The organism is Klebsiella sp. D5A (assembly GCF_001620885.1).
In the GTDB taxonomy this organism is placed as follows: domain Bacteria; phylum Pseudomonadota; class Gammaproteobacteria; order Enterobacterales; family Enterobacteriaceae; genus Klebsiella; species Klebsiella variicola.
On the sequence record NZ_LOAR01000004.1, the window covers coordinates 48,996 to 74,134 of the forward strand.

The window sequence follows — 25,139 nt, forward strand, 5'->3', positions numbered from 1 at the left end:
AAAGAGGCAAGGCCATCAGAGGGGTTTTATCATTGATAGTGCAACACCCGCCCTGCCTTAGACATGATTCTGCGGGCATATGCCTTTTACTGACAAATGAGAAAAAGAGATAAAGATTTCGAAAAAATGGGAAAGTCAGGGGCGGGCTGAAGAACGCTTTTCATTCAAACGCAAGGTCAGCACCGTGGGCTCGCAGCACTCGCTGGCTCAAAAGAATGTTAAACCACTCACTTTGAAATTCTGCGGTTTTAACCGTGCGCTCACGCCTGCTATGCGTCAGGTAAATCGCCTTGATACCAGATGCAAGTCATTAGTCTGGCGCACGGGTCCTGGTCAAACGCGCCTCATGGCTTCATCACGACGCGGCCAAGCGGTTTCGCTGTCTCAGCGAATTCGTGGGCCGCAGCAGCGTTAGCCAGGGGGAAGATACGGTCAATGACCACCTTGATACGCCCTGCTGCTACAGCCTGCAACAGGTCGTCCACACTGGCCCGCACTCCAGGCCTTGCCAAAAGGGGGCCCATGAAGACTCCCATGAGTGTCTGGTTAGACTGCATTGGCGACCACAAGTCGACAGTCAGATTCCCCCCGCCCGCATTACCGACGAAGACGAGACGTCCTTCCGGAGCGAGTGCAGAAAGTGAAGCAGACAACGTGGTCCCCACCGGATCGATGACGAGGTCCACACCGGTACCCTGGGTGAACTGTCGGACACGGTCAACGATGTTGTGCTCGGCACGATCCACGACATGATCGGCACCCAGTTCAAGCAACCGACACCTGCGCTGCGTTCCGCTTACCACGGCGATGACCGTTGCGCCTGCTTGTGAGGCAAGCTGAACGGCCGCGAGCCCCACGCCACCCGCCGCGGCCTGAATAAGGACGGTTTCTCCGTGTCGGAGCATGCCTCGGGTGAAAAGACAATGATGCGCGGTTGCAAAAGAAATCGGTACCACCGCCGCTTCAGGCATCTCCACGCCATCGGGGATAAGCCAGGTATGTTCCACAGGTACCGCCCAACGTTCCGCATGTGATCCCTGCTGGTGAAAAGCAGCGACTCTGTCCCCAACCTTACGGCTACGGACATTCGATCCGACGGCAACCACTGTGCCCGCGGCCGCGTAGCCCACGACCCATGAAGGAAGCGGCGGCGGAGTTGAACGGCGGTTGATCAGATCGCCTCCTTCAATGGAGATTGCCTCGACAGCAATCAGGATATCGTCAGGCCCGGTGACCGGATCGGGGATATCGACATATTTCAGGACGCCGGGAGCGCCTGCCACGTCATAAACCGCAGCTTTCATAAATTGTCCTCTGTCCCCTCCGTTAATCCGCACCCGTCTGTCTAACTCTCCCGATCCAGCATAGACCTCCACAGGCAGCGCAGGCTGCCCTATTGAATTTTTGACTGGCGGAAAGACTCATAACGCTTAGGGCAGCTTGGCAATGACCTTTATCTCAAACGTGAATCCGTAAAGCCAGGTCACGCCGATCCCGGTCAACGTAGGGTAAGGCGCCTCCCCCCAATATTCTGGCAGAATACTCCAGATAGCGTCGAGATTTGACTCGGGATCGACGACAAAGAGGGTAACGTCTACCACGTCACCAAACGTGCAGCCCGCCGCCGCGAGCACAGCATTAAGATTATTGAACGCCAGCCTGACCTGAGCTCGCAGATCGTGCTCAGGCGAGCCGTCCTCGCGGCTACCAACCTGCCCCGAAACGAACAAAAAACCATTGGATTTGATGGCCGGTGAATAGCGATTGCGCTCATAGAGCGTCTGCCGACCGAAGGGAAAAACGGCTTCGCGTGCTGTCATGTTTTGTACCTTTATCGTGGGGCGAAATAAGCCCGGTGAATATAAAGACACTTTACAGCGGCGAGATCGGGCGGATAAACAAGCGACTTTGTCCCTCATTGTTTGTAATATCCAAACAATCGGTGAAAAGAGAGGATAAGGAATGGATCGTTTCGATGCGATGCGCGCCTTTGCTCGCGTGGTAGAGGCAGGTAGCTTCACGAAGGCTGCCCAAACGCTTCATATGAGCAAAACCACGGTGACGCAACTCATTCAGCAGCTGGAAGCGCGCCTGCGCGTCAAATTGCTCCATCGCACTACCCGCAAACTCGGTGTGACTCCTGATGGCGCGGTCTACTACGAACGCGTCATCCGTCTGCTGGCGGACATGGAGGATGCTGAAAACAGCCTGCCCAGTGCGGCGATGACGCCCAGGGGACGGCTACGGGTGGATGTACCCAGTCCGCTGGCCCGCCTTATTCTGGTGCCGGCGCTACCGGCTTTCCACGCCCGCTACCCTGATATCCAGTTCGACATGGGTGTGAGCGACCGGGTGGTGGATCTGATCGGCGACAACGTGGATTGCGTTCTGCGCGGTGGTGAAATCACCGACCAGTCCCTAATCGCACGCCATGTCGGCGATTTGCAAATCGGCGTCTACGTCGCCCCCCGTTATGTGGAACGCCTTGGCGCCCCTGCGCACCCGCGAGAACTGCAAAACACCGACCATCGCATAGTAGGATTCGTGTCCTCACGCAGCCGTAAGATTGATCCTCTGGTTCTGCGCAGTGAGAGTGAACAGATTGAAATTACGGGCAATTATGTGCTTGCCGTAGATGACGGCAATGCTTACCTCGAAGCTGGATTAGCCGGGTTAGGCGTGATTGCGCTGCCAATCTATATGGCGGCAGCACATCAGGCTGTTGGCGCTTTGATTCCGTTATTTACACAATGGCGTATCAGCCCAATGCCCCTGCACCTGGCGTTTCTGCCGAACCGCCATGTCAACGGCAAACTGCGCGTTTTTATTGACTGGATCGTTGAATTGATGCAACAGCATGTCCCCATTACCAACAATAAGTAACGACATCCCAGCTCCCTGATTCGCTTATCAACGACGATGGATGATCATTCTGGTGGTATTGAAAAAAAGGGAACTCAGATCTAGCGTGTTAATTCACCAGGTCTGCTATGTACAATGTTCAATGTACAATTGAGAATTACGCCGAGTTATTTATCATCGATATCCATACCACGGGATTATTTGTTACGATTTTTCCCACCCCAATCACACATTAAATCCAGAATTGGCATTAATGACTCCCCTCGTTTTGAAAGGCTGTATTCAACTTTTGGGGGGATTTGCGGGTACTCCACTCTGTTGATTATTCCATCTTGTTCGAGTTCTTTCAGAGTATTACTAAGCGTTTTGAAAGAAATCGTACCGATACGACGTTTAAGCTCGTTGTAGCGCATTACGGGTTTATTTTCATTTAACCAGTACATAACTATCATTTTATATTTCCCGCTAATTAAGGAAAGCGTATAGCCAAAATCGGTTTCCTCAAGGTTAATACCCGTCTGCGAACAGGTCTCAGTCATCATTTACACTCTCCTTTTGGTAAGTATATAACCTAAATTTGCGTACTTCACAAACGACAGAGCCAATCATATACTCCTGAGTAACCCAATCGCAAGTCAACTCTGAATGAGGAAGTGATGAAAAAAACACTTATCGTTGTCGCTCATCCAAATATTGAAAAGTCAGTGGTTAACCAATGTTGGATAAATGAGTTAAAAAAACACCCTGAGCAGTTTACTGTTCATGAGCTTTATAAAGCATACCCAGACGGTAGGATCAATATCGAGGCTGAGCAAAGGCTCGTTGAGCATCATGAGTCGCTGGTTTTGCAATTTCCGGTTTACTGGTTCAACTGCCCTCCCCTGTTAAAACAATGGCTGGATGAAGTGTTTCTTTATGGATGGGCATACGGTTCTTCAGGCGATAAGCTGAAGAATAAAAAAATAGCGTTGGCAGTTACTGCCGGGATTGATCTTGCAGACTATACGGCCAATGGTCGTTATAAATTTACTATGGAAGAAGTACTTCGCCCATTTGAGATAACGATTAAATATGTAGGTGCTGAATATGTTTCGCACTTTGCCTTTTATGGTGCCGAACATAATCCCACCAGCGAAGTGATTAATGAAAGCGCAGTAGACTACATTAAGTACTTAGCTAAATTAAATTATAGCGAGTTAGCAATAATTAATTAATAGTAATGTAATAGACTGTTCTCATATACTTTCGCTTATGGCGGGTCCGATAAACAAATGCGGCATTGCTTGCCCGTTATGGCCTGGCAGGAGAAACCTTTGCCCTGGCGACTGAACGGAGAAGCCAGGGTTTTATCATTTCCAGTTGAACACTCAATCGGTATTGCCGTTAAATACAGCCTGACAGCGAGTGGCGCAAGTTAAGAGCGATTACCGCCCCTTAATTTGCGCCACTAAAATGGCTCAACCCGTAGCGCTGAGTCCGGCTAAACGACACTTACAAATTCCCCTGCACCGCTGCAGCGCTGATATTCACCGGCATGCCGGAGCGGCGCTGCAGGGTTTGCTCGGCCTGCGAAGGACTCACTCCCGGCCCCTGAGTAAACTCGCGCAGCGCCGAGGTCATCGGTAGCGGGACCTTTCGGTCGGATTCAAATTCCGCCCGGTTGCGCGACAGCGGCTCGTGCACCTCCAGCCAATGGCTGCCGTCCGGCTCCACGGTGTACTTCACCGGCTGATCGATTAGCTGGACGCGCGTCCCCACCGGTACGTTATCAAACAGGAATTTAATATCATCATTGCGCAGGCGAATGCATCCCTGGCTGACGCGCAGCCCAATGCCAAAGTTAGCGTTGGTGCCGTGGATGGCGTACAGCCTGCCGATGTAGATCGCATACAGCCCCATCGGATTATCAGGCCCGGGCGGCACCAGCGCCGGCAGGGTTTTGCCCTCTTTCGCATACTCGCGCCGGGTATTGGCGGTCGGAACCCAGGTCGGTCCCTCCTGCTTGCGCTCTACCGCCGTCACCCAGTTACGCGGGGTTTCGCGTCCGGCCTGGCCAATGCCGATTGGCAGCACTTCCACACTATTGCCCAGCGGCGGGTAATAATAGAGACGCATTTCGGCGACGTTGATGACGATCCCTTCGCGCACGGTGTCAGGCAGGATCAACTGTTGCGGAATAATCAGCGTCGAACCGGAGTGCGGCAAATAGACATCGACGCCGGGGTTGGCCTCCAGCATATTGCTCAACCCCTGGCCGTACTGGGCAGCAAAACTTTCCAGCGGTTGGGTGTTGTTCTCCGGCACGGCGATGGTAAATGCGCTGCCCACCAGACGACTTCCCTCCGGCGGCAGCGGATAACTGACGGCCAGCGCGCCGTGGCTGGCGAGCAGCATCAGCGCAGAACAAAGTAATTTCACACGCCGCATCGTCATTTTCCCTTCCTCAGTCGCGACTCTCGTGTGTGAATTATAGCGTTATTTCCTCGCCTCGATCCGCTGACCACGATGGCTTAAATCTGATAGTCGATAGCGGCCTCTTCCGGCTCCATCGCCTGACGCTTAATTTCATCCAGCGACAGTCCGGCATTGCACAGTTCGATAAAGCGCCAGACGTAGTTACGCTGGAGCTGGCCCCGCTTCAACCCCAGCCACACGGTATTGGCATCGAACAGATGACGAGTATCGAGACGCGTAAAGGTGTCCGCTTCCCTGGCATCTCCGGACTGCTCGGCAACCAGCCCGACGCCCAGCCCCAGCTCGACATAGGTCTTGATGACATCGGAATCCTGCGCGCTCAGCACGATATCCGGCATCAACCCCTTGCGGTTGAAGGCCTCATCGATTCGCGAACGGCCAGTGATCCCCTGGCGGTAGGTGATTAACGGCCAGCGGGCGATCGCCTCCAGCGTCAGAGGAGACACCTGCGTCAAAGGATGATCCTTCGGCACCAGCAGGCTGTGATGCCAGCGGAACCAGGGGAAAGCCGCCAGCGTCGGGTCGTTGCTCAGGCGCTCGCTGGCGATACCGATATCCGCCCCGCCGTTATGCAGCAGCGCTTCGATTTCCTGCGGGGTGCCCTGCACCAGCTCGACGCGAACATCTGAGAACAGCTCGCGGAAGGCTTTAATCACCGGCGGCAGGCTGTAGCGCGCCTGGGTGTGGGTGGTGGCGATGGTTAAGACACCGGAGGCATCATTGGTAAAGAGATCCGCCAGCCGCCGGACGTTGCTGGCTTCATTGAGGATGCGCTCGGCAATGGATAACAGCGCTTTACCCGGCTCGGTCATGCCTAACAGGCGCTTACCGCGACGGATAAAGATCTCAATCCCCAGCTCCTCTTCCAGTTCCCGGATATGGCGGCTGACGCCTGACTGCGAGGTATAGAGCATATTCGCGACTTCCGTCAGGTTGTAATCCTGACGGGCCGCCTCACGGATAATTTTCAGTTGCTGGAAGTTCACCCTTTCCTCCGGGCCAATGGACTTAACGTATCTGCTATTGTTAAAGTCTGTTGTCCCAGGTAACAAATAATAAAAACCAGCAACTTATTCCTTAAGAGAATATAGCCTAACTAACCAGCTGCAGTTCACGGTTCTCCAGCGACGGGCGGCTCACCAGAGACAGCAGGATCTCTTTCACCGCCTGCGCCTGCGGCGACAGACTGCCGCGTGCCGACATATTCAGCGACAGCGACAGGCTCATCGACGGCGTGCTAATCCGCGCCATCCAGCCGTTTGCCGCGCCGCACAGGGAGCGGGCAGCGGATTCCGGCAGGACCGTCGCCCCCATGCCGCTGGCGATAGCCGCGGTCAGAGTGGTAATGGATTCGATCTCGCCGATAATTTTCGCCGACAGACGACGCAGGGTGAACGCCTCGGTGACCCGCGCCCGTACCGCGCTGTAATCCCGCGGCAGGAACAGGTTCATCTCCGCCACCGCCGTGAGATCCACGCTCTGTCCCGGGCAGTCGCGGGTACCCACCAGGTAGAGATCCTCTTTCAGCAGCGGCTGGCTGACGATACCGGCCACTGGCGAACGCTCATACAGCACCGCCATATCCAGCTGACCCGCCAGCAGCTTGTCATTCAGCGCAGTGCCGCTGCTCTCCTGCAGATAGACCATCACCTCGGGCAACTCATTACGCACCGTCTGCAGCAACGGCATGGTAATGGCAGAAGCTGCCGTGCCCGGCGCCAGGCCAATCGAGACCTGACCACGCAGCGTCTGGCCGACGTTATTGACCGCCAGCTGCGCCTGCTCACACTGGCGCAGGATGGTTCGCGCATGGGTGTAGAGTATTTTACCGGCTTCCGTTGGCGTGACCCCTCGCTTGGTGCGTATCAGCAACTGCTGGTCCATTTCACCTTCCAGGGTCGCGACCTGCTGGCTCAGGGCCGGTTGTGCGATGTGCAAGACTTCAGCGGCCTGGGTCAGACTGCCGATATCGACGATTTTCACAAAATATTTCAGTCGTCTTAAGTTCATTTTGCCTCCTGTAAGGAACGCCAGCGTCAACGCTGGAAGTATGATGCAACTGGTTCTGCAATTTGCTTGCCAGCTTTTCAATTGCGCTGCCGCTGCCCGCCAGAGGCCGTGTTATAAGGGATAGTGATAACAATCCAGCTTTTATTTGCCCGGTAAGCAGATTGTGGTATGCCCCATTAGGGGTATTTTTGCACCGCAACGGTGCGTAATGGTGAAAAAAGCGGCGCCCAGCCAGGGGTTGTTGAAATTGTCAGCAGTTGAACGCAATTCTTTGAATCAGGCTTTGACAAGGCCGGATGGCATCGTTAATATGCGCCCCGTTCACACGATTCCTCTGTAGTTCAGTCGGTAGAACGGCGGACTGTTAATCCGTATGTCACTGGTTCGAGTCCAGTCAGAGGAGCCAAATTTAAAAAAGCCTGCTTTCGAGCAGGCTTTTTGCTTTTCGGTTTTCATGCGGCCTTACGCGGTTTACGGCGTCATTGCCGCGCGGCAAATCGGGCAACCTGTTCGGCGAGAAAATCAATTTCCTGCGGCGTGTTATAAAAAGCCAGCGAAGGCCGGACGGTACTCTCATAGCCCAAACGACGCAGGATCGGTTGCGCACAGTGATGCCCGGACCGCACAGCGATGCCAACCTGACTGAGATAGCGCCCCACGGCTTCATTTTCATGCCCCGCCAGCACAAAAGACAAGACGCTGGTTTTGTTCGCCGCGGTGCCGACCAGCGTCAGGCCCGGAATAGCCGACAGCTTCGCAATCCCATACTCCAGTAAGGCATGCTCATACTGCGCAATATTTTCAATCCCCAGTGAGGTCACATAGTCGATGGCCGCCCCCAGCCCGACGGCATCGGCAATATTGCCCGTTCCCGCTTCAAATTTATTCGGCGAAGGCTGATAGCGCGTCAGCTCAAAGGTCACGTCGGCAATCATGTTCCCGCCGCCCTGGTACGGGCGCGCCTCTTCCAGCACCTCCTGCTTGCCATAGACGACGCCGATCCCGGTAGGTCCAAAAATTTTATGCCCGGAGAAGACAAAGAAATCGGCATCCAGCGCCGTGACGTTGGTCGGAATATGTGAGATAGACTGCGCGCCGTCGATGGCGATACGTACGCCAAAACGATGGGCGATCTGCACCAGTTCCTGAACCGGCGTCACGGTCCCCAGGGCGTTGGAAACGTGAGTGGCGGACACAAAACGGGTTTTATCGTTGAATAACCGAATATACTCCTCGACAATCAGCTGTCCGTGCTCATCAACCGGCGCAACGCGGATCGTCGCGCCCGTCTCCTGCGCAATAAGTTGCCACGGCACAATGTTGGCGTGATGCTCAAGCTGCGTGAGGATAATTTCATCCCCAGGGCGTAGCAGCGGCTTCACGTAGCTGTGAGCGATAAGATTGAGTCCCTCCGTGGTGCCGCGCACAAAGATAATATTCTCCGGGCCGCGGGCGCCAATAAAACGCGATACTTTCTCTCGCGCGGCTTCATAAGCATCGGTGGAACGAGCGGCAAGCGTATGCGCCGCCCGATGAACGTTCGAGTTTTCGTGCAAATAATAATGGCTGATGCGATCGATAACCTGCTTCGGGCGCTGGGTCGTCGCGGCATTATCCAGCCACACCAGCGGATGCCCCTCCACCTGTTCGGCAAGGATCGGAAAATCTGCACGGATCCGCTCAACCGGGATCTGCCCAACCCGCGCCGCTGGCGCAGGCCGGGAGCCGAAAGCAGGCAATGTTGCAAACCCGCGAGGGGTGATATCCGCCCTGCCCTCCTGGCCCAGTGGCACCACCCGCGGCGCGTAGGCCGTCTCCACTCCGCGCGGACGGGCGGGCGTATCGCTCAGCAACCCTTGCAGATCCCGCGCGTCGGGCAGACCATAATCGCGTGCAGAGGGGGCGTCATCCGCCTCGCCGGGCCATCCGCCCGGCGCAAAGGGAAGCGTGAATAAATTACTCGTAGTCATAATATTCACCCACTTCAACATCTTCCAGCACAGCAATGGCATCATCGGCCAGGATCGCGGCGGAGCAATAAAGTGAGAGTAAATAAGAGGCCACGCCGTTATCATCGATCCCGCGGAAGCGCACCGACAGCCCGCGAGACTGCTCGTTTGGCAGCCCTTCCTGATAAAGCCCCAGCACGCCGCGTTTACTTTCCCCGGAGCGAATCAGCAGAATATTGGTTTTCCCGCCCTGGCTTTTTGGGTTCTTCAGTCCGTCGACAAAAAGTTTATCGGAAGGGATCAGCGGAATACCGCGCCACAGAATAAAAGTCCCGCCATGCAGGTTCACCGTGACCGGCGGCACACCGCGTCGCGTGGCTTCACGCTGAAAGGCGGCAATGGCCCGCGGATGGGCGAGGAAGAAGGAAGGCTCTTTCCACACTTTTGACAACAACTCATCCAGATCATCCGGCGTCGGGCGGCCGTTGCGGGTCTGAATGCGCTGCGAGTCATCAATATTTTTCAGCAGTCCATATTCATCATTATTAATAAGCTGGCTTTCCTGGCGTTCACGCAGGCTTTCGATCGCCAGCGCAATTTGCTCTGACGCCTGGTCATAGGGCGAACTGTAGAGATCGGCAATTTTGGTATCAACGTTAATAATGGTCGAGATCGAATCCAGCTGATATTCGCGCGGTGTGGTCTGATACTCAATATAGCCCTGTGGTATCTCTACGCGTGAAGGGTCCTGGCTGCATAATACGTCCAGCGGCGTCTCCCCCTCCACGACCTTGTTGACGCGATAAATGCCCGACTCCAGCCCTTTATAATCGAGAAAACGACTGACCCAGCGCGGAGTAATTGCCGCAAATTGCGGCGCCGTTTTGGTCACATTCGCTAACTGATACGCGGCTTCACGCCCCAGTGCATTAATGCTTTTTTGTTCTGCCATGATAAGTCCTTAGTGTTTGAAAGAGTGGAGCTGAAGGTTAGTACTGCGGTAAACGGGTATCGACATCCCGCGCCCAGGCGTTTAGGCCATCTTTTAAATTCATCACGCGCCCCTGATAACCTGCGCGCTGGAGTGCCCGAATGGCGAAAATACTGCGCTGCCCTATCTTGCACAGAAACACCGCATCGACCGTCGGATCGAATTCATCGATACGTCTGACTATCTGGCCCAGCGGCATCACTTTGGCCTGCGGAAATTTTGCGATCGCTCTTTCGTGGGGCTCACGAATGTCGATCAGTTGCAGGGGTTTTCCCTCCTCTATCCACGCATGAAGCTCAAGCGCCGTGACGCTTTCAATGGGTGCTTCTGACTCATCAGGTTTCAGCCCGCAAAACTCCTCATAGTCGATGAGCGCATGGATCGACGGATGCTCACCGCAGACCGGACAGCCGGGGTCCCTCTCCAGCCGCAGTTCACGTTGCTTCATCTGCCACACATCGAAGAGCAGCAGACGGCCGATCAGGCTCTCGCTGCCGCCGACGATAAGCTTGATGGCTTCCGCGGCCTGAATAGTGCCAATAATGCCCGGCAACACACCGACCACGCCGCCTTCCGCGCAGGAGGGCACCAGCCCCGGCGGCGGTGGCTCGGGATAAAGGCAGCGGTAGCAGGGCCCTTGCCCGGCATAAAAAACGCTGGCCTGCCCTTCAAACTGGAAGATGGAGCCGTAGACCAGCGGCTTACCCAGTAACACGCAGGCATCGTTGATCAGATACCGGGTGGGATAATTGTCCGTGCCGTCGACCACCAGGTCGTATTCGCGGATGATCTCGAGCGCGTTTTTACTACTCAGGGTGGTGTTATAGGTTTCCACCTGAATCTCGGGGTTAATTGCTTTAATCTTGTCTTTCGCCGAAGCGACTTTGGGGCGGTTAATATCTTTGGTGCTGTGAATAATCTGCCTTTGCAGGTTGGAGATATCGACAAAATCAAAGTCGACAATCCCCAGCTTACCAACCCCCGCCGCGGCCAGATAAAGCGCCACTGGCGCCCCCAACCCGCCGGTGCCAATAAGTAACACGCGGGCGGCCTTCAGACGCTTTTGCCCCTCAAGCCCGACTTCCGGCAGCAGCAAGTGGCGGCTGTAGCGGGCAATCTCAGCATGCGTCAGCGCCGACAGACGGTCGTCCGGGATAATGCTCGGTCTGCTCATATCGCCTTCCCGACGCCACCGGCAATGGCGGGAACCAGCAACACTTCCGCCCCATCGCTAACCGGCGTCTCCAGCCCACCGGTAGTTTTAATATTGTGCTCACCCACATACAGATTGATAAAGCTGCGCAACGCGCCTGCGTCGTCATACAGATGCGGCTGAATGTCCGGATATCGCGCCGCCAGCGCCGCGACCAGTTGCCCAACGGTGTGACCTTCGAGGGTCACCTTCCCCTGACCGTCGGTGAACGCGCGTAGCGCAGTGGGGATCAGTAATGTCGATGCCATAGTGATAATCTCTCCGTGTTTTGCTCTGGTTTCCGGCAACGTTGTGCCTGTTATTCACGTCATGAAACGATGTGCACTTCCTCCTGCAAAAAGCGCAGGCGGTCCTGCGTGAGCCGCCAGCTGGTCAGCGCCCCCGCCTGCCGCTGCGCGACCGCCACGATGATGTAGGCGTAAAACGGCAGGGCATGTTCACGGTCAAATTCCGATGGAATGGCCGGATGATCGGGGTGCGAATGGTAATAGCCGATGACATCCACACCTTCCGCCAGCGCAGCACGCTCCGCCCGCAAGGCGTCGTCGGCGGTGATAACAAAGCGGTGGTACTGCACTTCCGATTCCCGCGCGTTGACGATGGGGAAAATCGCCGTCACGCGGCCATCGCCCTGCGCAGATAAATGACCAAAAAGCGCACCACAGCATTCATTGGGATAGGTCTTTTCCCCTTCAGCGCCAATCTGCCTGGCGATTTCACGAGTCAATTCAATCATGGGTTTCATTCCAGAAAGGGTCGGTCAAATAGCGGGAGCCCACATCGCACAGCAGCGTGACCACCACCGAACCAGCCGGCAGCGTGCGGGCCAGCCGTGCGGCGGCGGCAACATTGGCGCCAGATGAAATACCGACAAAAATGCCGTCCCGCCGGGCGAGGCGTCGCGCACTCGCATAGGCCTCCTCGGTGGTGACGGAAATCACATCATCAAACAGGGTTTCGTCGAGAATGCCGGGTTTAATACTGCTGCCCATATGCTTAGTCCCTTCAATGCCATGGAATGGCGAAGCGGGCTGAACGGCGAGGGTTTTCACCCGCGGATCCTCAAACTTCAGCCGCCGGGCGGTGCCGACAAAACTGCCTGACGTGCCCATCCCGGCGACAAAATGGGTGACTTGCTTTCCGCTTTGCTCCCAGATCTCTTTCCCGGTGGTCGCGAAATGCGTTTGCGGATTAACGGGGTTGTTATACTGGTCGGGATAAAAATAGCGCTCCGGGTGTGCGGCGACCTGGGCCTGGACTTCAAGATAAGCGCCATCGGAACCTTCAAGCGGATCAGTCTCCACAATCGTGGCGCCATACTGACGAATTATTTTTTTACGCTCCGGGCTGGTATTCTGCGGGAGATACAGCCGAACGTGATACCCCAGCGCGGCGCCGATCATCGCGTAAGCAATTCCGGTATTACCGCTGGTCGCATCAATAATAGTTTTATCCGGCGTCAATAACCCCCGCGCAATTCCGTCCAGTACCATCGCTTTTGCCGCGCGGTCTTTCACCGAGCCGCTGGGATTCATAAATTCAGCTTTCGCCAGCAGCGTGACACCCGATAATTCTGCAGAAAAAGAGGGCAAGGCTATTAAAGGCGTCTCGCCAATCGTTTCAAGTAAATTCATGATAATGATCACGCTGCTATTTTAATGGTACGGGAACGATAGGTTTATTTATTCCTGTAATGATTAAATGCCGTCGCCGTCGCTGAAATGTCTCTGCTGTATTCGCGCCTGTTGAACATTACTGTCCGGTGGCACATCACGAGTTAGCCAGATATTTCCTCCGATGCTGGAGCGCGCCCCAATGGTAATTCTCCCGAGGATTGTCGCGCCGGCATAAATCACAACGTCATCTTCAATAATAGGGTGGCGAGGATAATTTTTTTGCAATTGTCCGTCCTCACCGACGAGGAAACGTTTGGCCCCCAGGGTGACGGCTTGATAAATACGTACTCGTTTGCCGACGATGGCAGTTTCACCAATGACCACGCCGGTTCCGTGATCGATAAAGAATCCGTCATCAATCTGCGCACCGGGATGAATATCGATTCCGGTCTGGCTATGCGCCTTTTCCGTGATGATGCGCGCCAGCAGCGGAAGGTCGAGCTGATGCAGCTCATGGGCCAGCCGATAGTGCATCACCGCATGAATTCCCGGGTAGCAGAGCAGCACATCATCCATGCTGCGCGCGGAGGGGTCACCCTGATAAGCGGCGAGGATATCACCGTCAAGACGCTGACGAATCACCGGTAAACGGTTGGCAAACTGCTGAACGCGTCTGACCGCCTCCTGCAACAGGACCTCATTTTCCGCCTGCTCATCCGACTGATAATAGAGTTCCAGAAGTGCTTCTTCGGTGAGCCTGTCCAGCGCGGTGCCCAGCAAATGGCCGACGTAATAATCTTCCCCCTCTTTGCGTAAGTCCACGTCGCCTAAGCGCATCGGATAAAGCACTTTTATCAATGTATCCGCGACGGAATTAACGCTTTCCCGGGAAGGTAAACTCCGTTTATTACGATAATTATTCTTCGCGTGCTCATCGCGCCACGCCTGGCGAACGCGACGCAATTCATTGACGACATTATTTAAATGCCAGTTATTTTCTCTTTTCGGCAAGAGATACAATTCACCCGCTTCCGGCATAATAATATCCTTCATAAAAGCACATCGATAAAATTCTTTTTGGCGTTACCTCACTTTTATGCATTACCCACATTAAAAACAAATAACCTTATTGACTTTAAATAGCTGAAAAGAATAAATAGTTAAAAATCAAGGTATTCTTCCCCCCTCACCTCGCTCAGTCGTGACATCGCGTCCCGCCTGGTCAAGCATTGTAGGCGTCAAACCCCAGTGAGATGGGGAAAAGCAGGTTCCTTGCAATAAGTAGAGCCAGAGGTTTGCTTTCAGAGCAACTCGCCCCATCTGCCACTGTTCGCCAGTCCAGGCCGCCAACATAAAAAAAGCCTGCTTTCCAGCAGGCTTTGTTTTATACAGCGGCAGAACACCTCTTCCGGAAGGCGAACCAGCCCCTTTCAGCGCTTACGCCCCGGCCCACCGGCCATGTTTGTTAGCGCAAGCTTTCTTCCTTGAGGTCTATCTCCCGCAGCACTTCATAAAAGGTCGTATCACTGATGTTATGGGCGCGCCGCAGCCGGAACAGCTCCTGACGCTGGGCGATAATGACCTCCCTTTGCATATACTTCTCCAGCCTGGCGCGCTTCGCCAGCTCCAGCCCGACGTCCTGCTCCTCGTCACTGTCGTTATAGTGCAGCCGCCGCTGGTACGTTTCCAGCAGCATATTGCCCGCATCGACCCGCAAAGCCTGCTCATTCGGATCGTCCACCGACTCGTCCAGCAGCGCATTCAGGCGGTTAATCGCCACTTCGGTCATCACCGCACCGATATTGTCCTTTCCGGTGTCATGGGGTAAATCATCGGCAAGATACTGGGTCATGTACGGCAGGCCAACAGCCGCCACGATGAGCGACATCAGGATCACCGCCATTGAGAGAAAGATCAGCAGTTCCCGCCCCGGAAACGGCGAGCCATCCGCCAGCAATACCGGTAGTGTCAGGATACCGGCAAGGGTGACGGAACCTTTTACCCCCGCCAGCGCCATGACGGCCATAATGCTGAATCGCGGACGAATAGTGATAGCCTTGCCCCGGCGCTTGCGGCGGAAAATCGTCAGGGTCATCGACAGCCATACCCAGGCAAAGCGCATCAGGCCAAGCGCCAGGGTGATGGCCACCGCGTACAGCAGCAGATACCAGGGAGACGAGACGCCGGCCTGACTGGCCACCGCAGGAAGCGTATTCAGCATGCGCGGCAGCTGCTCGCCCAGCATGAGAAAAATCATGCCATTGAGGGTGGTCTGCAGCATGGTCCACACCGCGCTGCTTTTCATACGCGTCGCCGGCAGTCGGGGACCCGACAGCTGCTCATAGTGCATCGCAATGCCGGCGGCCACCGCAGCAAGAATGCCTGAGACATGGAACGCCTCGGCCAGCAGGTAGGCGGCGAAGGGGATAAGCAGGCTTATCAGGATCTGAATTGCCGGCTCCTCGCGGGTGCGCCGCACGAGAAAGTTGTTGCATTTGCCGGTGACCCACACCACCACGAGGCCACTGAGGATCCCCCCAAACGCCATCAGGAAAAACTTCACCACTGCGTCTCCCGGAGAGAAGCTGCCGGTCAGCACCGCGGCGATGGCGAAGTTAAAGGCGACAAGGCCTGAAGCATCGTTTAACAGCGACTCCCCTTCGAGAATATGCGCCATCCTTGAGGGAAGCGGTGAGCTGGCTGTCATTGCCGATACCGCCACCGGATCGGTGGGTGACAGAATAGCCGCGAGGGCGAACCCCGCGGCCACGGTGATAGCCGGGATCAGCCAGTGTATAAACAGACCAATGCCGAGGATCGTCACCATCACCAGGCCTATCGCCAGCGACAGAATCGGCTTCATATCCCTGAAAAAGGCGTCTTTGGGGATCCGCCAGCCATCGAGGAAAAGCAGCGGCGGAATAAACAGCAGCAAAAAGATATGCGGATCGAAATCGACCTGAAATCCGCCGGCGGCCAGCGCAGCGCCTGCAGCGATCTGGATCAGCGGCAGCGGCACCTTAACGGGCAGAAGATGAGACACGAACACGGTCACGACGATGGCCATCATAAAGACCAACACAATAGTAATTAGCGACATTCGCCCCCTCCTCTGACGGCAATACTCATTCTGTACATCACGCTTTTATTCCTTTCCTTGCAGGTGTTGTTTCATCGCCGGTTTATTGCTTCAGACGCCGATAATAGAGGTCAGCAATCTCTGTATGATGGCGATGTTATTTAAACTACGGTGCGCCTCATGCCGAACCAGGGGTGACAATGTGTTTTATCGTACCGCCTTTGTCAATCCGCCATCGTCTGCAAATAATTGACAATCCGCGTCTGCGACAGCGCAATGCAGGTATCTCTGGCGCTCGTCTATCCCACCTGATGGTAATCACGGATCAATATATTTTTATATTATTAGTTCTTCTTATCGTATTTCGAATACGGATATTACCAGGCAACATAATAGAATTCGCAGAGTAATATTTCACTGCCGAAAACAACGGTTATCGCCGTACAGTGCCAGAACATGCTCATGCCAGGCCGCCTTCCTGACCCTGGTTTTCGACATCCCTCTCCTCCGCCACGCTGCGCTTGCCCCATCCCGGGTTTGGGCGTACCCTGACCAACAATTAAACCACACGGTCTAAATGATGAATCCCGATACCTCCGCCGTCCTGAAGCCCCGCCGCGGTCGTCCACCCAAGGTCGATCGCCAGTTTGACGATACGCGCCAGGCGCTGATTCGCTCAGGCCTTGAAGTGCTGACCGAAACGGGCTATCTCGCGGCAGGTATCGAGGCCGTTATCAGGAATATCGATGTGCCCAAGGGATCGTTTTATCACTGCTTTAAAAGCAAGGAGGCCTTTGGCCTGGCCGTGCTTAGCGCCTATGGCGACTTTTTTGCGCATAAATTAGATAAATTCCTGCTGGACGACGCCGTGCCGCCGCTGGAACGGATGGCGGCTTTTGTGCGTCATGCCGGCCAGGGGATGGAGAAATACCAGTTTCGCCGCGGTTGCCTGGTGGGCAACCTCCTGCAGGAAGCCCCTCTGTTACCCGACACCTTTCCCGGGCGATTAAAAGCGATTCTGACGGCATGGGAGTCGCGCGTGGCCCGCTGCCTGCACGAGGCGCAGGCTGCCGGAGCGATCGCCCGCGACGCCTCACCGGACGCGCTGGCCCAGGTCTTCTGGATCGGCTGGGAAGGCGCGGTGATGCGCGCCAGGCTGTGCCAGTCCGCCGCACCGCTTCACCAGTACTGGGAATTTTTTGCGCACAGTATGACAACAAAAACACCTGCACAGGACGGCGTTAGCGCCGATAACCCCCTTCCGACGAGGAATACTCTGTCATGAAAGCATTAGTTCTGGACCAGATCGACAACCGCACCGTCGCCGCCATCAAAGCGATCGACCTGCCCGCCCTTGCCGAAGGCGACGTTCGGGTCGCTATCGACTGGTCGAGTCTCAACTATAAAGATGCCCTGGCGATCACCGGCAAAGGCAAAATCATCCGTCAGTTCCCGATGGTGCCTGGTATCGATTTTGCGGGCCGGGTGAGTGAAAGCCGCGATCCGCGCTTTGCTCCCGGTCAGGACGTGATCCTGACCGGTTGGGGCGTAGGCGAAAACCACTGGGGTGGCCTGGCCACCGAAGCCTGCGTCAAAGGTGACTGGCTGGTTGCCCTGCCGGCGGCGCTCAGCGCGCGCCAGGCGATGATCATCGGCACCGCCGGCTTTACCGCGATGCTGTGCGTTGATGCCCTCGTCAATGCGGGCGTCACTCCGGAAAGCGGGGAAATCCTGGTTACCGGCGCCAGCGGCGGGGTCGGCAGCACCGCCGTGGTGTTGCTAAAAGCGCTGGGCTACCGGGTGACGGCGGTATCGGGCCGGGAATCGACGCACGATTATCTTCGCCAGCTGGGCGCCGATGCGATCCTGCCGCGCAGCGACTTCGCGGAGACCCGTCCGCTGGAGAAACAGCTGTGGGCGGGCGCGGTGGATACCGTAGGCGGCACGATGCTGGCCAAAGTGCTGGCGCAGACGCAATACCGCGGCTGCGTCGCCGCCTGCGGTCTGGCCGGGGGCTTCGATCTGCCGACCACCGTGATGCCGTTTATTCTGCGCAACGTGCGCCTGCAGGGGGTGGACTCGGTGATGGTGCCGACCGCTGAACGCAACGCCGTCTGGCAGCGTCTGGCCCAGCTTCTGCCGGAGAGCTACTACCAGCAGGCGGCCACCGAAATCACGCTGGAGCAGGCGCCAGCGTATGCCGCAGATTTCCTCAGCAACACGATTCACGGCCGGACGCTGGTCAATATCGGCCAGTAATCCTCTTCTCCCGGCGCCCGTGGTGCGCCGGACTTCGAGAGGATCAAGGCATATCATTTCCTTCCCCGCGGGATTATGATGACGCGAACCGATGCCTTTGCGAGTGGTAAAAAAGTAAATGGATGTCATAAGCATCATTATGGCGGCGGGTAAATCATCCGTTGACGTTGCACTGTATACGCTGTTGCCGATTATGGTGATCATGCTGATCATCATGAAATATCTGGAGGTCCGCGGCATCCTCGATGTGATTGTTCGCTGGGTTGCCCCGCTGCTGAAGCCCTTCGGCTTAACCGGGATGAGCGCCTTCGCCCTGATCCAGATTAACTTTGTCAGCTTCGCCGCCCCGCTTGCGACGCTGTCGATTATGGACAAACGCGGCGTCTCGGACCGGCAAATGACCGCCACGCTGGCCATGGTGTTCGCCATGGGGCAAGGCAACGTCTTTTATCCCCTCACCCCTTTTGGTCTGCACTGGCTGGCCTCGATCGTTATCTCGGTGGTCGGCGGGCTGTGCGCGGCCGCCGTCGCCTGGCACGTCACCGGACGGCGCTTATCGGTCGCCGAGAATCCCCGCGCGGAAGCGCTGCCCAACGCCGAGCAAAACAGCCAGGGCATACTGGCGGTGATCAACAGCGCCGGCTCCGACGCCATCCGCCTGGCGCTCGGCGCAGTCCCGATGCTGATCCTGTCGTTAACCATCGTCGGACTGCTGCAGGGCGCCGGGGCCATTGACCTGCTACAGCAGGCGCTGAAGCCGGTACTTGGCTGGCTGCATATCCCGCAGAACTTTGTGCTGCCGGCGCTGGTGAAGTGCGTCGCCGGGGGCACCGCCTACTTTGGCGTCATTTCTGAGCTGATCCAGCAGGGCAAAGTGACCGTCAGCCAGGTCAACGCCTCGGCCGGCCTGCTGATCCAGACCTTTGACCTCCCCGGTATCGGTATTTTTCTCGGCATCAGCTCACGGTTTGTCCGCCTGTTTCGCTTTGTCGTTCCCGCGGCGATCGTCGGCATCCTGCTGCGTACCGTTCTGCACCTGATCCTGTTTTAACGCCTCTGCTCTGGCCTGCGCTTTCAGGCAGGCCGCCACCGCCGCCTGCTCGCCGCAGGTGATATGCTCATCGACGCGCGCCAGCATCCACGGAAAGAAAGGATTGGAGGTGACGCGCATTAACGTCTCCAGCCCCACGCTCAGCGTTCCGGTTTCCCCACGCAGTGAAATGGTGCCCAGGCTGATGCCGTAGCGGTTCTTCTCGTCCGGCTCGCGACCATACAGCGAGTCGCTCAGGGGAAACGGCACCGCCACATGCGACAGAGAGTACATATCCGCCGGCCAGGCGAGATGCAACGGATAACGATGCTCATCCCGCTCCTGCGCCAGCGTGGTACGGGCGATGGTCTGCAGCGTGTGCGCCGTCGCGTTGGTCACCACCGTGGTGGTATAGGCCCGCGGCGCCGGGGGCAGCAGCGTATTGACTGCCGCATAGAGCGCGGGACGGAACAGGACCCGGAGATCCGCCGCCTGGTTAATGTCGAACACCACCAGCTCGCTGCCGTTATCCGGCAGGTAACGATACAGGGACTCCACCACCGCGCGGGTGCTGACCGTGGAATCCATCACCGACTGAAAGGTCAGGACCGGCGGCAGTGCTTTCAGCTCGCCCTGACGGGACGCGCGGATAATCTGCTGCTGCAGCGCCTGGCTCAATAACCAGGACTGTCTTGCCGCCTTGACCGGAAAGGAGTTGTACTTGAAGGGATTAAACTCAGGCGCCACGTTCAGCCAGGCCGCGCGGGCGAACGCCGGGAAGATGGACGGCAGCCCGGCGAGGCCAGCGAAACGGGCAAACGCGGTCACACCGATCATCGGCGACAGCAGGATAATCTGCTGCGGCTGGCGCAAGTGATTGTCTTCCAGGCTATCAAGAGCATACTTGAGCGCCAGCGCGCCGCCGTTAGAGTAACCGACCAGATGCAGCGGCACGTCCGCCCCGGCCAGGCGCGTCGCTTCGCGCACTGCCAGACGCGTCGCCGCCAGCCAGGTCTCCCAGTCCACCGCCGTTAACGCCCCCGGCGCGGTGCCGTGTCCCGGCAAACGCGGCACCACCGCCACATAACCCCGCTGCTGCCAGAGTTGCGCCAGATAGCGCACGCTGTAGGGCGAATCAGTCAGGCCATGGAGCAGCACCACGCTGCCGCGCGGCTTGCCCTGCGGCAACAGCACAAAAGAACGATTCCAGTCCTGCTTAAACTGCCCCGGCCAGACCCGGCTGTGACGATAAAAGCGGTTGACCGGGGTTTTATCTTCCTCCGGCAAAGCCTCTGTGACCTCGTGCTGGAGATCGGCGAAAATCGTCTTCTCCCGCGCCAGATACTGGGCAAAGGTCGCCTGGTCGATCTCTTCGGCCGACATCTCGTTGGCGCTCCAGGTATGCCAGCGATGCAGGGCCGGGCCACGCTGGGACTCATAGATCCGCCCGGCGAGAAAGACCACCAGCAGCACCAGTACCGCAATGATCCCTTTTTTTAGCAGTGAGCCAATCACGGCGCCCGACGTTCGCCAGTGGCGTAAAACATGCTTCATGACGCTCCCTCTTATATTTTTCGCGTAGCCGAACTCATCTGCCCTATTCCTGACAGGCTATTTTCACTGTCTGCTTCTCAGCATAGTCATCGGTTCCGGCAAATTAAACCCGGCAGATCATTCATGTTCGGTGAAAAAAAGCCTACCGATGAGATCAACGTTCGGTCGCGTATTTTTAAACACTGTATAAACCAAGGGGATAATCTTATTGTCAGACCTTGAGGAAACATGAATTATCGGCAGGGACGCGATCAGGACAGGAAGATATAGATGGAGTGGTGGGTAAAAAAAGTACGAAAAAATTCAATGACCAGCTCCTGCTGCGTCGTGCTGCAGAGCGGTGCGCTGGAGATGATTGCGGAAATTGAAGCTTGTCGCCTCCACCTGCAGGAAGGCGATAAACTCACTCCGCTGGCCAATGCTCGTTATTGTCTGAATAATAACCCGGCGCAGACGTTGAAGATCCTCAAAGCCACTCATTATAGCAGTGAGCGCTGGGCCAAACTCGGCGGATAAAGAGCACGTCCGGCCCTTAGCCAGTTATAGTCTCAGTATCTTCGCATCCAATATATAAATTCCCCTTCGTCCTTTTCACGCTGTGACATACTATCGGGAATGTCAGCAGACCTGAAACAAGGAGCGAATAATGAATCACAAGGCCGCCAGTCTGACCCCGGAACAAGCGCTTGCCGAGCTGGAAGCGCGCTATGAAGCCTCGGTCACGGCGTTACGCAAGGCCATCGGCGACTATATCGACCATAATACGCTCCCTGATACCGAAGCCCGTGCGGAAGGCCTTTTTGTCTACCCGCAGCTGTCGGTCTCCTGGGACGGCGCCGATCATAAAGCCCTCAAAACGCGCGCCTGGGGACGTTTCACCCATGCCGGTTGCTATACCACCACCATTACGAATCCGAAACTGTTCCGCCACTATTTGCTGGAACAGCTGACCCTGCTGTATCAGGACTATGGCGCGCATATCAGCGTCGAGCTGTCGCAGCATGAGATCCCCTATCCTTATGTGATAGATGGCTCCACCCTGACCCTCGACCGCTCGATGAGCGCTGGTCTGACGCGCTATTTTCCCACCACCGAGCTGTCACAGATTGGCGATGAGACCGCGGATGGCCTGTTCCACCCTACCGAGTTCTATCCGCTGTCGCACTTTGATGCCCGCCGCGTCGATTTTTCGCTGGCGCGTCTGCGTCACTACACCGGCACGCCGGCGGAACACTTCCAGCCCTACGTGCTGTTCACCAACTATACCCGCTATGTGGATGAGTTCGTCAGCTGGGGCTGCAGCCAGATCCTCGATCCCGACAGCCCCTATATCGCCCTCTCCTGCGCCGGCGGGATCTGGATCACCGCGGAAACGGAAGCGCCGGAACAGGCCATTTCCGATCTGGCGTGGAAGAAGCACCAGATGCCAGCCTGGCATCTGATCACCCACGACGGCAAAGGGATCACCCTGATTAACATTGGCGTCGGCCCGGCTAACGCCAAAACCATTTGTGACCATCTGGCGGTACTGCGCCCCGATGTCTGGCTGATGATTGGCCACTGCGGCGGCCTGCGTGAAAGCCAGGCTATCGGCGACTATGTGCTGGCCCACGCCTATCTGCGCGACGACCATGTGCTGGATGCGGTACTGCCGCCAGATATTCCGATCCCCAGCATTGCCGAAGTGCAGCGTGCGCTGTACGATGCCACCAAGCAGGTGAGCGGGATGCCCGGCGAGGAGGTGAAGCAGCGGCTGCGTACCGGAACGGTGGTCACCACCGACGACCGTAACTGGGAGCTGCGCTATTCTGCTTCGGCGCTGCGCTTTAATCTCAGCCGCGCGGTGGCTATCGATATGGAGAGCGCGACCATCGCCGCCCAGGGCTATCGCTTCCGCGTGCCTTACGGCACGCTACTCTGCGTCTCGGACAAGCCGCTGCACGGTGAAATCAAGCTACCGGGCCAGGCCAACCGTTTCTACGAGGGCGCTATCTCCGAGCATCTGCAGATAGGCATCCGGGCGATCGACCTGCTGCGCGCCGAGGGGGATCACATGCACTCGCGTAAGCTACGCACCTTCAACGAACCGCCGTTCCGTTAACCGGTGACACAGGGATAGAAAGGAAACACGCTGGCGTTCCCTGCAGGGGATCGTCAGTGCCGGGATGAGCGAAACGAACACGGCCCGGCGAGAACTTTGGATGTGCGTCCACAGGGAAGCGTGGCGCGCAGAAAAGCAAAAAGCCTGCTCGAAAGCAGGCTTCTTAAATTTGGCTCCTCTGACTGGACTCGAACCAGTGACATACGGATTAACAGTCCGCCGTTCTACCGACTGAACTACAGAGGAATCGTGTGAACGGGGCGCATATTATCGATGACGCCCGGCGCTGTCAAAGCCTGTTTTCAATAAAATGAATCGTTTGCCGAATTATTCTTCACTTTGCGCAAAAAATGGCGTTCATCCCCGCAAACGGCTCAGGTTTCCTCCGACGTGGCCTTCACGCGCGGGTACTTCCACAGCCAGCGACCGCTCACCATGCGGAAGTAAAACAGCACGCCGCGCACCGCCCAGTCGAGCACCATCCCCAACCACACGCCTATCACGCCCATCCCCAGCACGATACCCAGCGTATAGCCCGCCACCACCCGGCAGCCCCACATGCCCAGCATCGACACCCACATGGTATAGCGAACGTCGCGGGCCCCCTTAAACGCGCAGGGTAAGGTCCACGACAGCGACCAGATTGGCATAAACAGGGCGTTGAGCCACAGCAACTGCTTCACCACCTCTTTCACGTCGTCTTCATGGGTATAGAACGAGGCGATAAAGCCGGCGAACGGGGCGCTGCCCCAGGCGATCAGCGTCAGAATGATCGTCGACAGCCAAAATACGTGCCAGGCCTGGAATTCAGCCTGACCAATCTGCCCTTTTCCCAGCCGCTTACCGGTGATGATCGTCGAGGCGGAGCCGAGGGCGTTGCCCGGCAGGTTAATCAGCGAGGCCACTGAAAAAGCGATAAAGTTGCCGGCGATAACGTTGGTACCCATCCCGGCGACAAACATTTGGGTCAGCAGCTTGCCGCCATTGAACAGGACCGATTCGATACTGGCCGGGATGCCGATCCCCATCACCTCCCAGATAATGGCGAAGTTAAAGGGTTTGAAGTAGCCCTTCAGCGACAGCCGCAGCGCCGGATTGAGACCCACCATCAGCACCCAGATAGTGGCTATCGCGCCAATATAGCGGGCAATGGTCAGCCCAAGACCGGCGCCGACAAACCCCAGCCCCGGCCAGGAGAAGATGCCGTAGATGAGCACGCTGCTGATTAAGATGTTGAGGATATTCATCCCGCCATTGATCAGCAGCGGGATTTTGGTGGTTCCGGCGCCGCGCAGTGCACCGCTACCGATCAGCGCAATCGCCGCCGCCGGATAGCTCAGCGCCGTCAGCTCAAGATAGGTCAGGGCCAGGGCCTTGACCTGCGCAGTGGCGTCACCGGCGACAAAATCAATAATCTCCTGCCCAAAGGCATGGATCACTCCCGCCAGCAAAATGGAAAACAGCGTCATAATGGCCAGCGACTGACGCGCGGCCGCTCTCGCCCGCCGCCGATCGCGCTTGCCAAGGCTAAAAGCCACCACCACCGTGGTGCCAAGATCGATGGCGGCAAAGAACGACATGATCACCATGTTAAAGCTATCGGCCAGCCCCACCCCGGCCATGGCCTCTTTTCCCAGCCAGCTGACAAGGAAGGTGCTCAATACCCCCATCAACAGCACACAGGCATTTTCCAGCAGAATGGGGACAGCGAGAGGGCTGATTTCGCGCCAGTACAGCACACGATAACGCTGACGTTTTTTAAACCAGGATGTCCGTTCGACGGCCTGGCGTACGGCGGAGGTGACGTTCAAGAGAGACCTTAGTGAGAGATGTTGAAACAACATTTCAAATGATGATTGAGAAATGGATATCCTGCAAAGTATTTTTCCTGAATAATTGTCGGAAATGACAACAAATTGTTGATGGAAGCGGCAGTTGCGCCTGAACAGGCGAATTGATGTTTGACAAAAGATTTTTCGCCGCTAAGATACGACTCCACA

23 protein-coding genes, 2 tRNA genes and 1 pseudogene are annotated in these 25,139 nt (G+C 56.5%); 8 read left to right on the forward strand and 18 right to left on the reverse strand.

What is annotated here, in order from left to right; translation table 11 throughout:
* Positions 1–344 precede the first annotated feature (344 nt).
* Positions 345–1,304, reverse strand: coding sequence for a quinone oxidoreductase family protein (locus AS136_RS06215; RefSeq protein ID WP_023322909.1), 960 nt, complete (start codon positions 1,302–1,304; stop codon positions 345–347).
* Between the two features lie 126 nt (positions 1,305–1,430).
* Positions 1,431–1,820 (reverse strand): RidA family protein, encoded by a 390-nt coding sequence (locus tag AS136_RS06220; protein WP_023322910.1) that lies wholly within the window; start codon positions 1,818–1,820, stop codon positions 1,431–1,433.
* A 142-nt stretch (positions 1,821–1,962) separates the two neighbouring features.
* Here AS136_RS06220 and AS136_RS06225 point away from each other — a divergent pair, with 142 nt between their 5' ends.
* A complete protein-coding gene (locus AS136_RS06225; RefSeq protein WP_023322911.1) occupies positions 1,963–2,883 on the forward strand; it encodes a LysR family transcriptional regulator in 921 nt (306 codons plus the stop codon).
* A gap of 176 nt (positions 2,884–3,059) precedes the next feature.
* Here the strand turns inward: AS136_RS06225 and AS136_RS06230 are convergent, their stop codons facing one another.
* The gene (locus AS136_RS06230) at positions 3,060–3,404 is read right to left on the reverse strand and encodes a winged helix-turn-helix transcriptional regulator (protein WP_023322913.1); all 345 of its coding nucleotides are present in this window, start codon (positions 3,402–3,404) and stop codon (positions 3,060–3,062) included.
* A 114-nt stretch (positions 3,405–3,518) separates the two neighbouring features.
* Here AS136_RS06230 and AS136_RS06235 point away from each other — a divergent pair, with 114 nt between their 5' ends.
* Complete coding sequence (locus tag AS136_RS06235; protein ID WP_023322914.1) at positions 3,519–4,076, forward strand: NAD(P)H-dependent oxidoreductase; 558 nt, start codon at positions 3,519–3,521, stop codon at positions 4,074–4,076.
* Positions 4,077–4,353: 277 nt separating this feature from the next.
* Here the strand turns inward: AS136_RS06235 and ldtA are convergent, their stop codons facing one another.
* The 3 genes from ldtA to nac form a co-directional block, all read right to left on the reverse strand.
* The gene (gene ldtA, locus AS136_RS06240; RefSeq protein ID WP_023322915.1) at positions 4,354–5,295 is read right to left on the reverse strand and encodes a L,D-transpeptidase; all 942 of its coding nucleotides are present in this window, start codon (positions 5,293–5,295) and stop codon (positions 4,354–4,356) included.
* 77 nt (positions 5,296–5,372) lie between these two features.
* Positions 5,373–6,323, reverse strand: a complete 951-nt coding sequence (cbl, locus tag AS136_RS06245) for an HTH-type transcriptional regulator Cbl (protein ID WP_004180456.1) — start codon at positions 6,321–6,323, stop codon at positions 5,373–5,375.
* A 106-nt stretch (positions 6,324–6,429) separates the two neighbouring features.
* Positions 6,430–7,347: a nitrogen assimilation transcriptional regulator NAC gene (gene nac, locus AS136_RS06250; RefSeq protein WP_002911729.1), complete on the reverse strand. Its 918-nt coding sequence runs from the start codon at positions 7,345–7,347 to the stop codon at positions 6,430–6,432.
* Between the two features lie 330 nt (positions 7,348–7,677).
* Between nac and AS136_RS06255 the strand changes: the two genes are divergently transcribed.
* Positions 7,678–7,753: transfer RNA gene (locus AS136_RS06255), tRNA-Asn, on the forward strand.
* Between the two features lie 73 nt (positions 7,754–7,826).
* Here AS136_RS06255 and AS136_RS06260 read toward each other — a convergent pair.
* The 8 genes from AS136_RS06260 to AS136_RS06295 form a co-directional block, all read right to left on the reverse strand.
* The gene (locus AS136_RS06260) at positions 7,827–9,317 is read right to left on the reverse strand and encodes a cysteine desulfurase (protein WP_032737119.1); all 1,491 of its coding nucleotides are present in this window, start codon (positions 9,315–9,317) and stop codon (positions 7,827–7,829) included.
* Complete coding sequence (locus AS136_RS06265; RefSeq protein ID WP_008804182.1) at positions 9,304–10,248, reverse strand: family 2A encapsulin nanocompartment shell protein; 945 nt, start codon at positions 10,246–10,248, stop codon at positions 9,304–9,306. Before AS136_RS06265 ends, AS136_RS06260 begins: the two co-directional genes overlap by 14 nt.
* A 37-nt stretch (positions 10,249–10,285) precedes the next feature.
* The gene (gene moeB, locus AS136_RS06270) at positions 10,286–11,461 is read right to left on the reverse strand and encodes a molybdopterin-synthase adenylyltransferase MoeB (RefSeq protein WP_012541141.1); all 1,176 of its coding nucleotides are present in this window, start codon (positions 11,459–11,461) and stop codon (positions 10,286–10,288) included.
* Positions 11,458–11,748 (reverse strand): MoaD/ThiS family protein, encoded by a 291-nt coding sequence (locus tag AS136_RS06275; RefSeq protein WP_008804180.1) that lies wholly within the window; start codon positions 11,746–11,748, stop codon positions 11,458–11,460. Before AS136_RS06275 ends, moeB begins: the two co-directional genes overlap by 4 nt.
* 59 nt (positions 11,749–11,807) lie before the next feature.
* Positions 11,808–12,236: a M67 family metallopeptidase gene (locus AS136_RS06280; RefSeq protein ID WP_063266711.1), complete on the reverse strand. Its 429-nt coding sequence runs from the start codon at positions 12,234–12,236 to the stop codon at positions 11,808–11,810.
* Positions 12,229–13,134 carry a PLP-dependent cysteine synthase family protein gene (locus tag AS136_RS06285; protein WP_012967642.1) on the reverse strand — a complete coding sequence of 302 codons (906 nt, stop codon included), beginning with the start codon at positions 13,132–13,134 and terminating at the stop codon, positions 12,229–12,231. The genes AS136_RS06280 and AS136_RS06285 overlap by 8 nt, the downstream gene beginning before the upstream one ends.
* 63 nt (positions 13,135–13,197) lie before the next feature.
* Positions 13,198–14,154, reverse strand: coding sequence for a serine O-acetyltransferase EpsC (gene epsC, locus AS136_RS06290; RefSeq protein WP_012967641.1), 957 nt, complete (start codon positions 14,152–14,154; stop codon positions 13,198–13,200).
* 427 nt (positions 14,155–14,581) lie between these two features.
* Complete coding sequence (locus AS136_RS06295; RefSeq protein ID WP_016161424.1) at positions 14,582–16,216, reverse strand: Na+/H+ antiporter; 1,635 nt, start codon at positions 16,214–16,216, stop codon at positions 14,582–14,584.
* 559 nt (positions 16,217–16,775) lie between these two features.
* Between AS136_RS06295 and acuR the strand changes: the two are divergent.
* The 3 genes and pseudogenes from acuR to AS136_RS06310 all read left to right on the forward strand — a co-directional run bounded on the left by acuR (position 16,776) and on the right by AS136_RS06310 (position 19,505).
* Positions 16,776–17,601 (forward strand): annotated as a pseudogene (gene acuR, locus AS136_RS06300) (acrylate utilization transcriptional regulator AcuR).
* Positions 17,534–18,454 carry an MDR family oxidoreductase gene (locus AS136_RS06305; RefSeq protein WP_232672667.1) on the forward strand — a complete coding sequence of 307 codons (921 nt, stop codon included), beginning with the start codon at positions 17,534–17,536 and terminating at the stop codon, positions 18,452–18,454. Before acuR ends, AS136_RS06305 begins: the two are co-directional and overlap by 68 nt.
* 118 nt (positions 18,455–18,572) lie before the next feature.
* Positions 18,573–19,505 (forward strand): nucleoside recognition domain-containing protein, encoded by a 933-nt coding sequence (locus AS136_RS06310; RefSeq protein ID WP_023322917.1) that lies wholly within the window; start codon positions 18,573–18,575, stop codon positions 19,503–19,505.
* Here AS136_RS06310 and AS136_RS06315 read toward each other — a convergent pair.
* Positions 19,416–21,038 carry an alpha/beta hydrolase gene (locus AS136_RS06315; RefSeq protein ID WP_023322918.1) on the reverse strand — a complete coding sequence of 541 codons (1,623 nt, stop codon included), beginning with the start codon at positions 21,036–21,038 and terminating at the stop codon, positions 19,416–19,418. The two genes, AS136_RS06310 and AS136_RS06315, sit on opposite strands and share 90 nt — an antisense overlap.
* A gap of 270 nt (positions 21,039–21,308) precedes the next feature.
* Here AS136_RS06315 and pmrD point away from each other — a divergent pair, with 270 nt between their 5' ends.
* Positions 21,309–21,554, forward strand: coding sequence for a signal transduction protein PmrD (pmrD, locus tag AS136_RS06320; protein ID WP_008804171.1), 246 nt, complete (start codon positions 21,309–21,311; stop codon positions 21,552–21,554).
* A gap of 130 nt (positions 21,555–21,684) precedes the next feature.
* A complete protein-coding gene (locus AS136_RS06325; protein ID WP_008804170.1) occupies positions 21,685–23,139 on the forward strand; it encodes an AMP nucleosidase in 1,455 nt (484 codons plus the stop codon).
* A gap of 170 nt (positions 23,140–23,309) precedes the next feature.
* Here the strand turns inward: AS136_RS06325 and AS136_RS06330 are convergent.
* The 3 genes from AS136_RS06330 to AS136_RS29315 all read right to left on the reverse strand — a co-directional run bounded on the left by AS136_RS06330 (position 23,310) and on the right by AS136_RS29315 (position 25,138).
* A tRNA-Asn gene (locus tag AS136_RS06330) sits at positions 23,310–23,385 on the reverse strand.
* 128 nt (positions 23,386–23,513) lie between these two features.
* Positions 23,514–24,950, reverse strand: coding sequence for an EmmdR/YeeO family multidrug/toxin efflux MATE transporter (locus AS136_RS06335; RefSeq protein WP_016161429.1), 1,437 nt, complete (start codon positions 24,948–24,950; stop codon positions 23,514–23,516).
* An 8-nt stretch (positions 24,951–24,958) separates the two neighbouring features.
* On the reverse strand, positions 24,959–25,138 hold the full coding sequence (locus tag AS136_RS29315) for a DUF5951 family protein (RefSeq protein WP_219163281.1): 180 nt from the start codon (positions 25,136–25,138) through the stop codon (positions 24,959–24,961).
* Position 25,139: the final 1 nt, after the last annotated feature.

What these genes read in the sequence shown, in the direction of transcription:
- AS136_RS06215 (WP_023322909.1), bottom strand. Translation starts at nt 1,304, where the DNA reads ATGAAAGCTGCGGTTTATGACGTGGCAGGCGCTCCCGGCGTCCTGAAA.
- AS136_RS06220 (WP_023322910.1), bottom strand. Translation starts at nt 1,820, where the DNA reads ATGACAGCACGCGAAGCCGTTTTTCCCTTCGGTCGGCAGACGCTCTAT.
- AS136_RS06225 (WP_023322911.1), top strand. Translation starts at nt 1,963, where the DNA reads ATGGATCGTTTCGATGCGATGCGCGCCTTTGCTCGCGTGGTAGAGGCA.
- AS136_RS06230 (WP_023322913.1), bottom strand. Translation starts at nt 3,404, where the DNA reads ATGATGACTGAGACCTGTTCGCAGACGGGTATTAACCTTGAGGAAACC.
- AS136_RS06235 (WP_023322914.1), top strand. Translation starts at nt 3,519, where the DNA reads ATGAAAAAAACACTTATCGTTGTCGCTCATCCAAATATTGAAAAGTCA.
- ldtA (WP_023322915.1), bottom strand. Translation starts at nt 5,295, where the DNA reads ATGACGATGCGGCGTGTGAAATTACTTTGTTCTGCGCTGATGCTGCTC.
- nac (WP_002911729.1), bottom strand. Translation starts at nt 7,347, where the DNA reads ATGAACTTAAGACGACTGAAATATTTTGTGAAAATCGTCGATATCGGC.
- AS136_RS06260 (WP_032737119.1), bottom strand. Translation starts at nt 9,317, where the DNA reads ATGACTACGAGTAATTTATTCACGCTTCCCTTTGCGCCGGGCGGATGG.
- AS136_RS06265 (WP_008804182.1), bottom strand. Translation starts at nt 10,248, where the DNA reads ATGGCAGAACAAAAAAGCATTAATGCACTGGGGCGTGAAGCCGCGTAT.
- moeB (WP_012541141.1), bottom strand. Translation starts at nt 11,461, where the DNA reads ATGAGCAGACCGAGCATTATCCCGGACGACCGTCTGTCGGCGCTGACG.
- AS136_RS06275 (WP_008804180.1), bottom strand. Translation starts at nt 11,748, where the DNA reads ATGGCATCGACATTACTGATCCCCACTGCGCTACGCGCGTTCACCGAC.
- AS136_RS06280 (WP_063266711.1), bottom strand. Translation starts at nt 12,236, where the DNA reads ATGATTGAATTGACTCGTGAAATCGCCAGGCAGATTGGCGCTGAAGGG.
- AS136_RS06285 (WP_012967642.1), bottom strand. Translation starts at nt 13,134, where the DNA reads ATGAATTTACTTGAAACGATTGGCGAGACGCCTTTAATAGCCTTGCCC.
- epsC (WP_012967641.1), bottom strand. Translation starts at nt 14,154, where the DNA reads ATGCCGGAAGCGGGTGAATTGTATCTCTTGCCGAAAAGAGAAAATAAC.
- AS136_RS06295 (WP_016161424.1), bottom strand. Translation starts at nt 16,216, where the DNA reads ATGTCGCTAATTACTATTGTGTTGGTCTTTATGATGGCCATCGTCGTG.
- AS136_RS06310 (WP_023322917.1), top strand. Translation starts at nt 18,573, where the DNA reads ATGGATGTCATAAGCATCATTATGGCGGCGGGTAAATCATCCGTTGAC.
- AS136_RS06315 (WP_023322918.1), bottom strand. Translation starts at nt 21,038, where the DNA reads ATGAAGCATGTTTTACGCCACTGGCGAACGTCGGGCGCCGTGATTGGC.
- pmrD (WP_008804171.1), top strand. Translation starts at nt 21,309, where the DNA reads ATGGAGTGGTGGGTAAAAAAAGTACGAAAAAATTCAATGACCAGCTCC.
- AS136_RS06325 (WP_008804170.1), top strand. Translation starts at nt 21,685, where the DNA reads ATGAATCACAAGGCCGCCAGTCTGACCCCGGAACAAGCGCTTGCCGAG.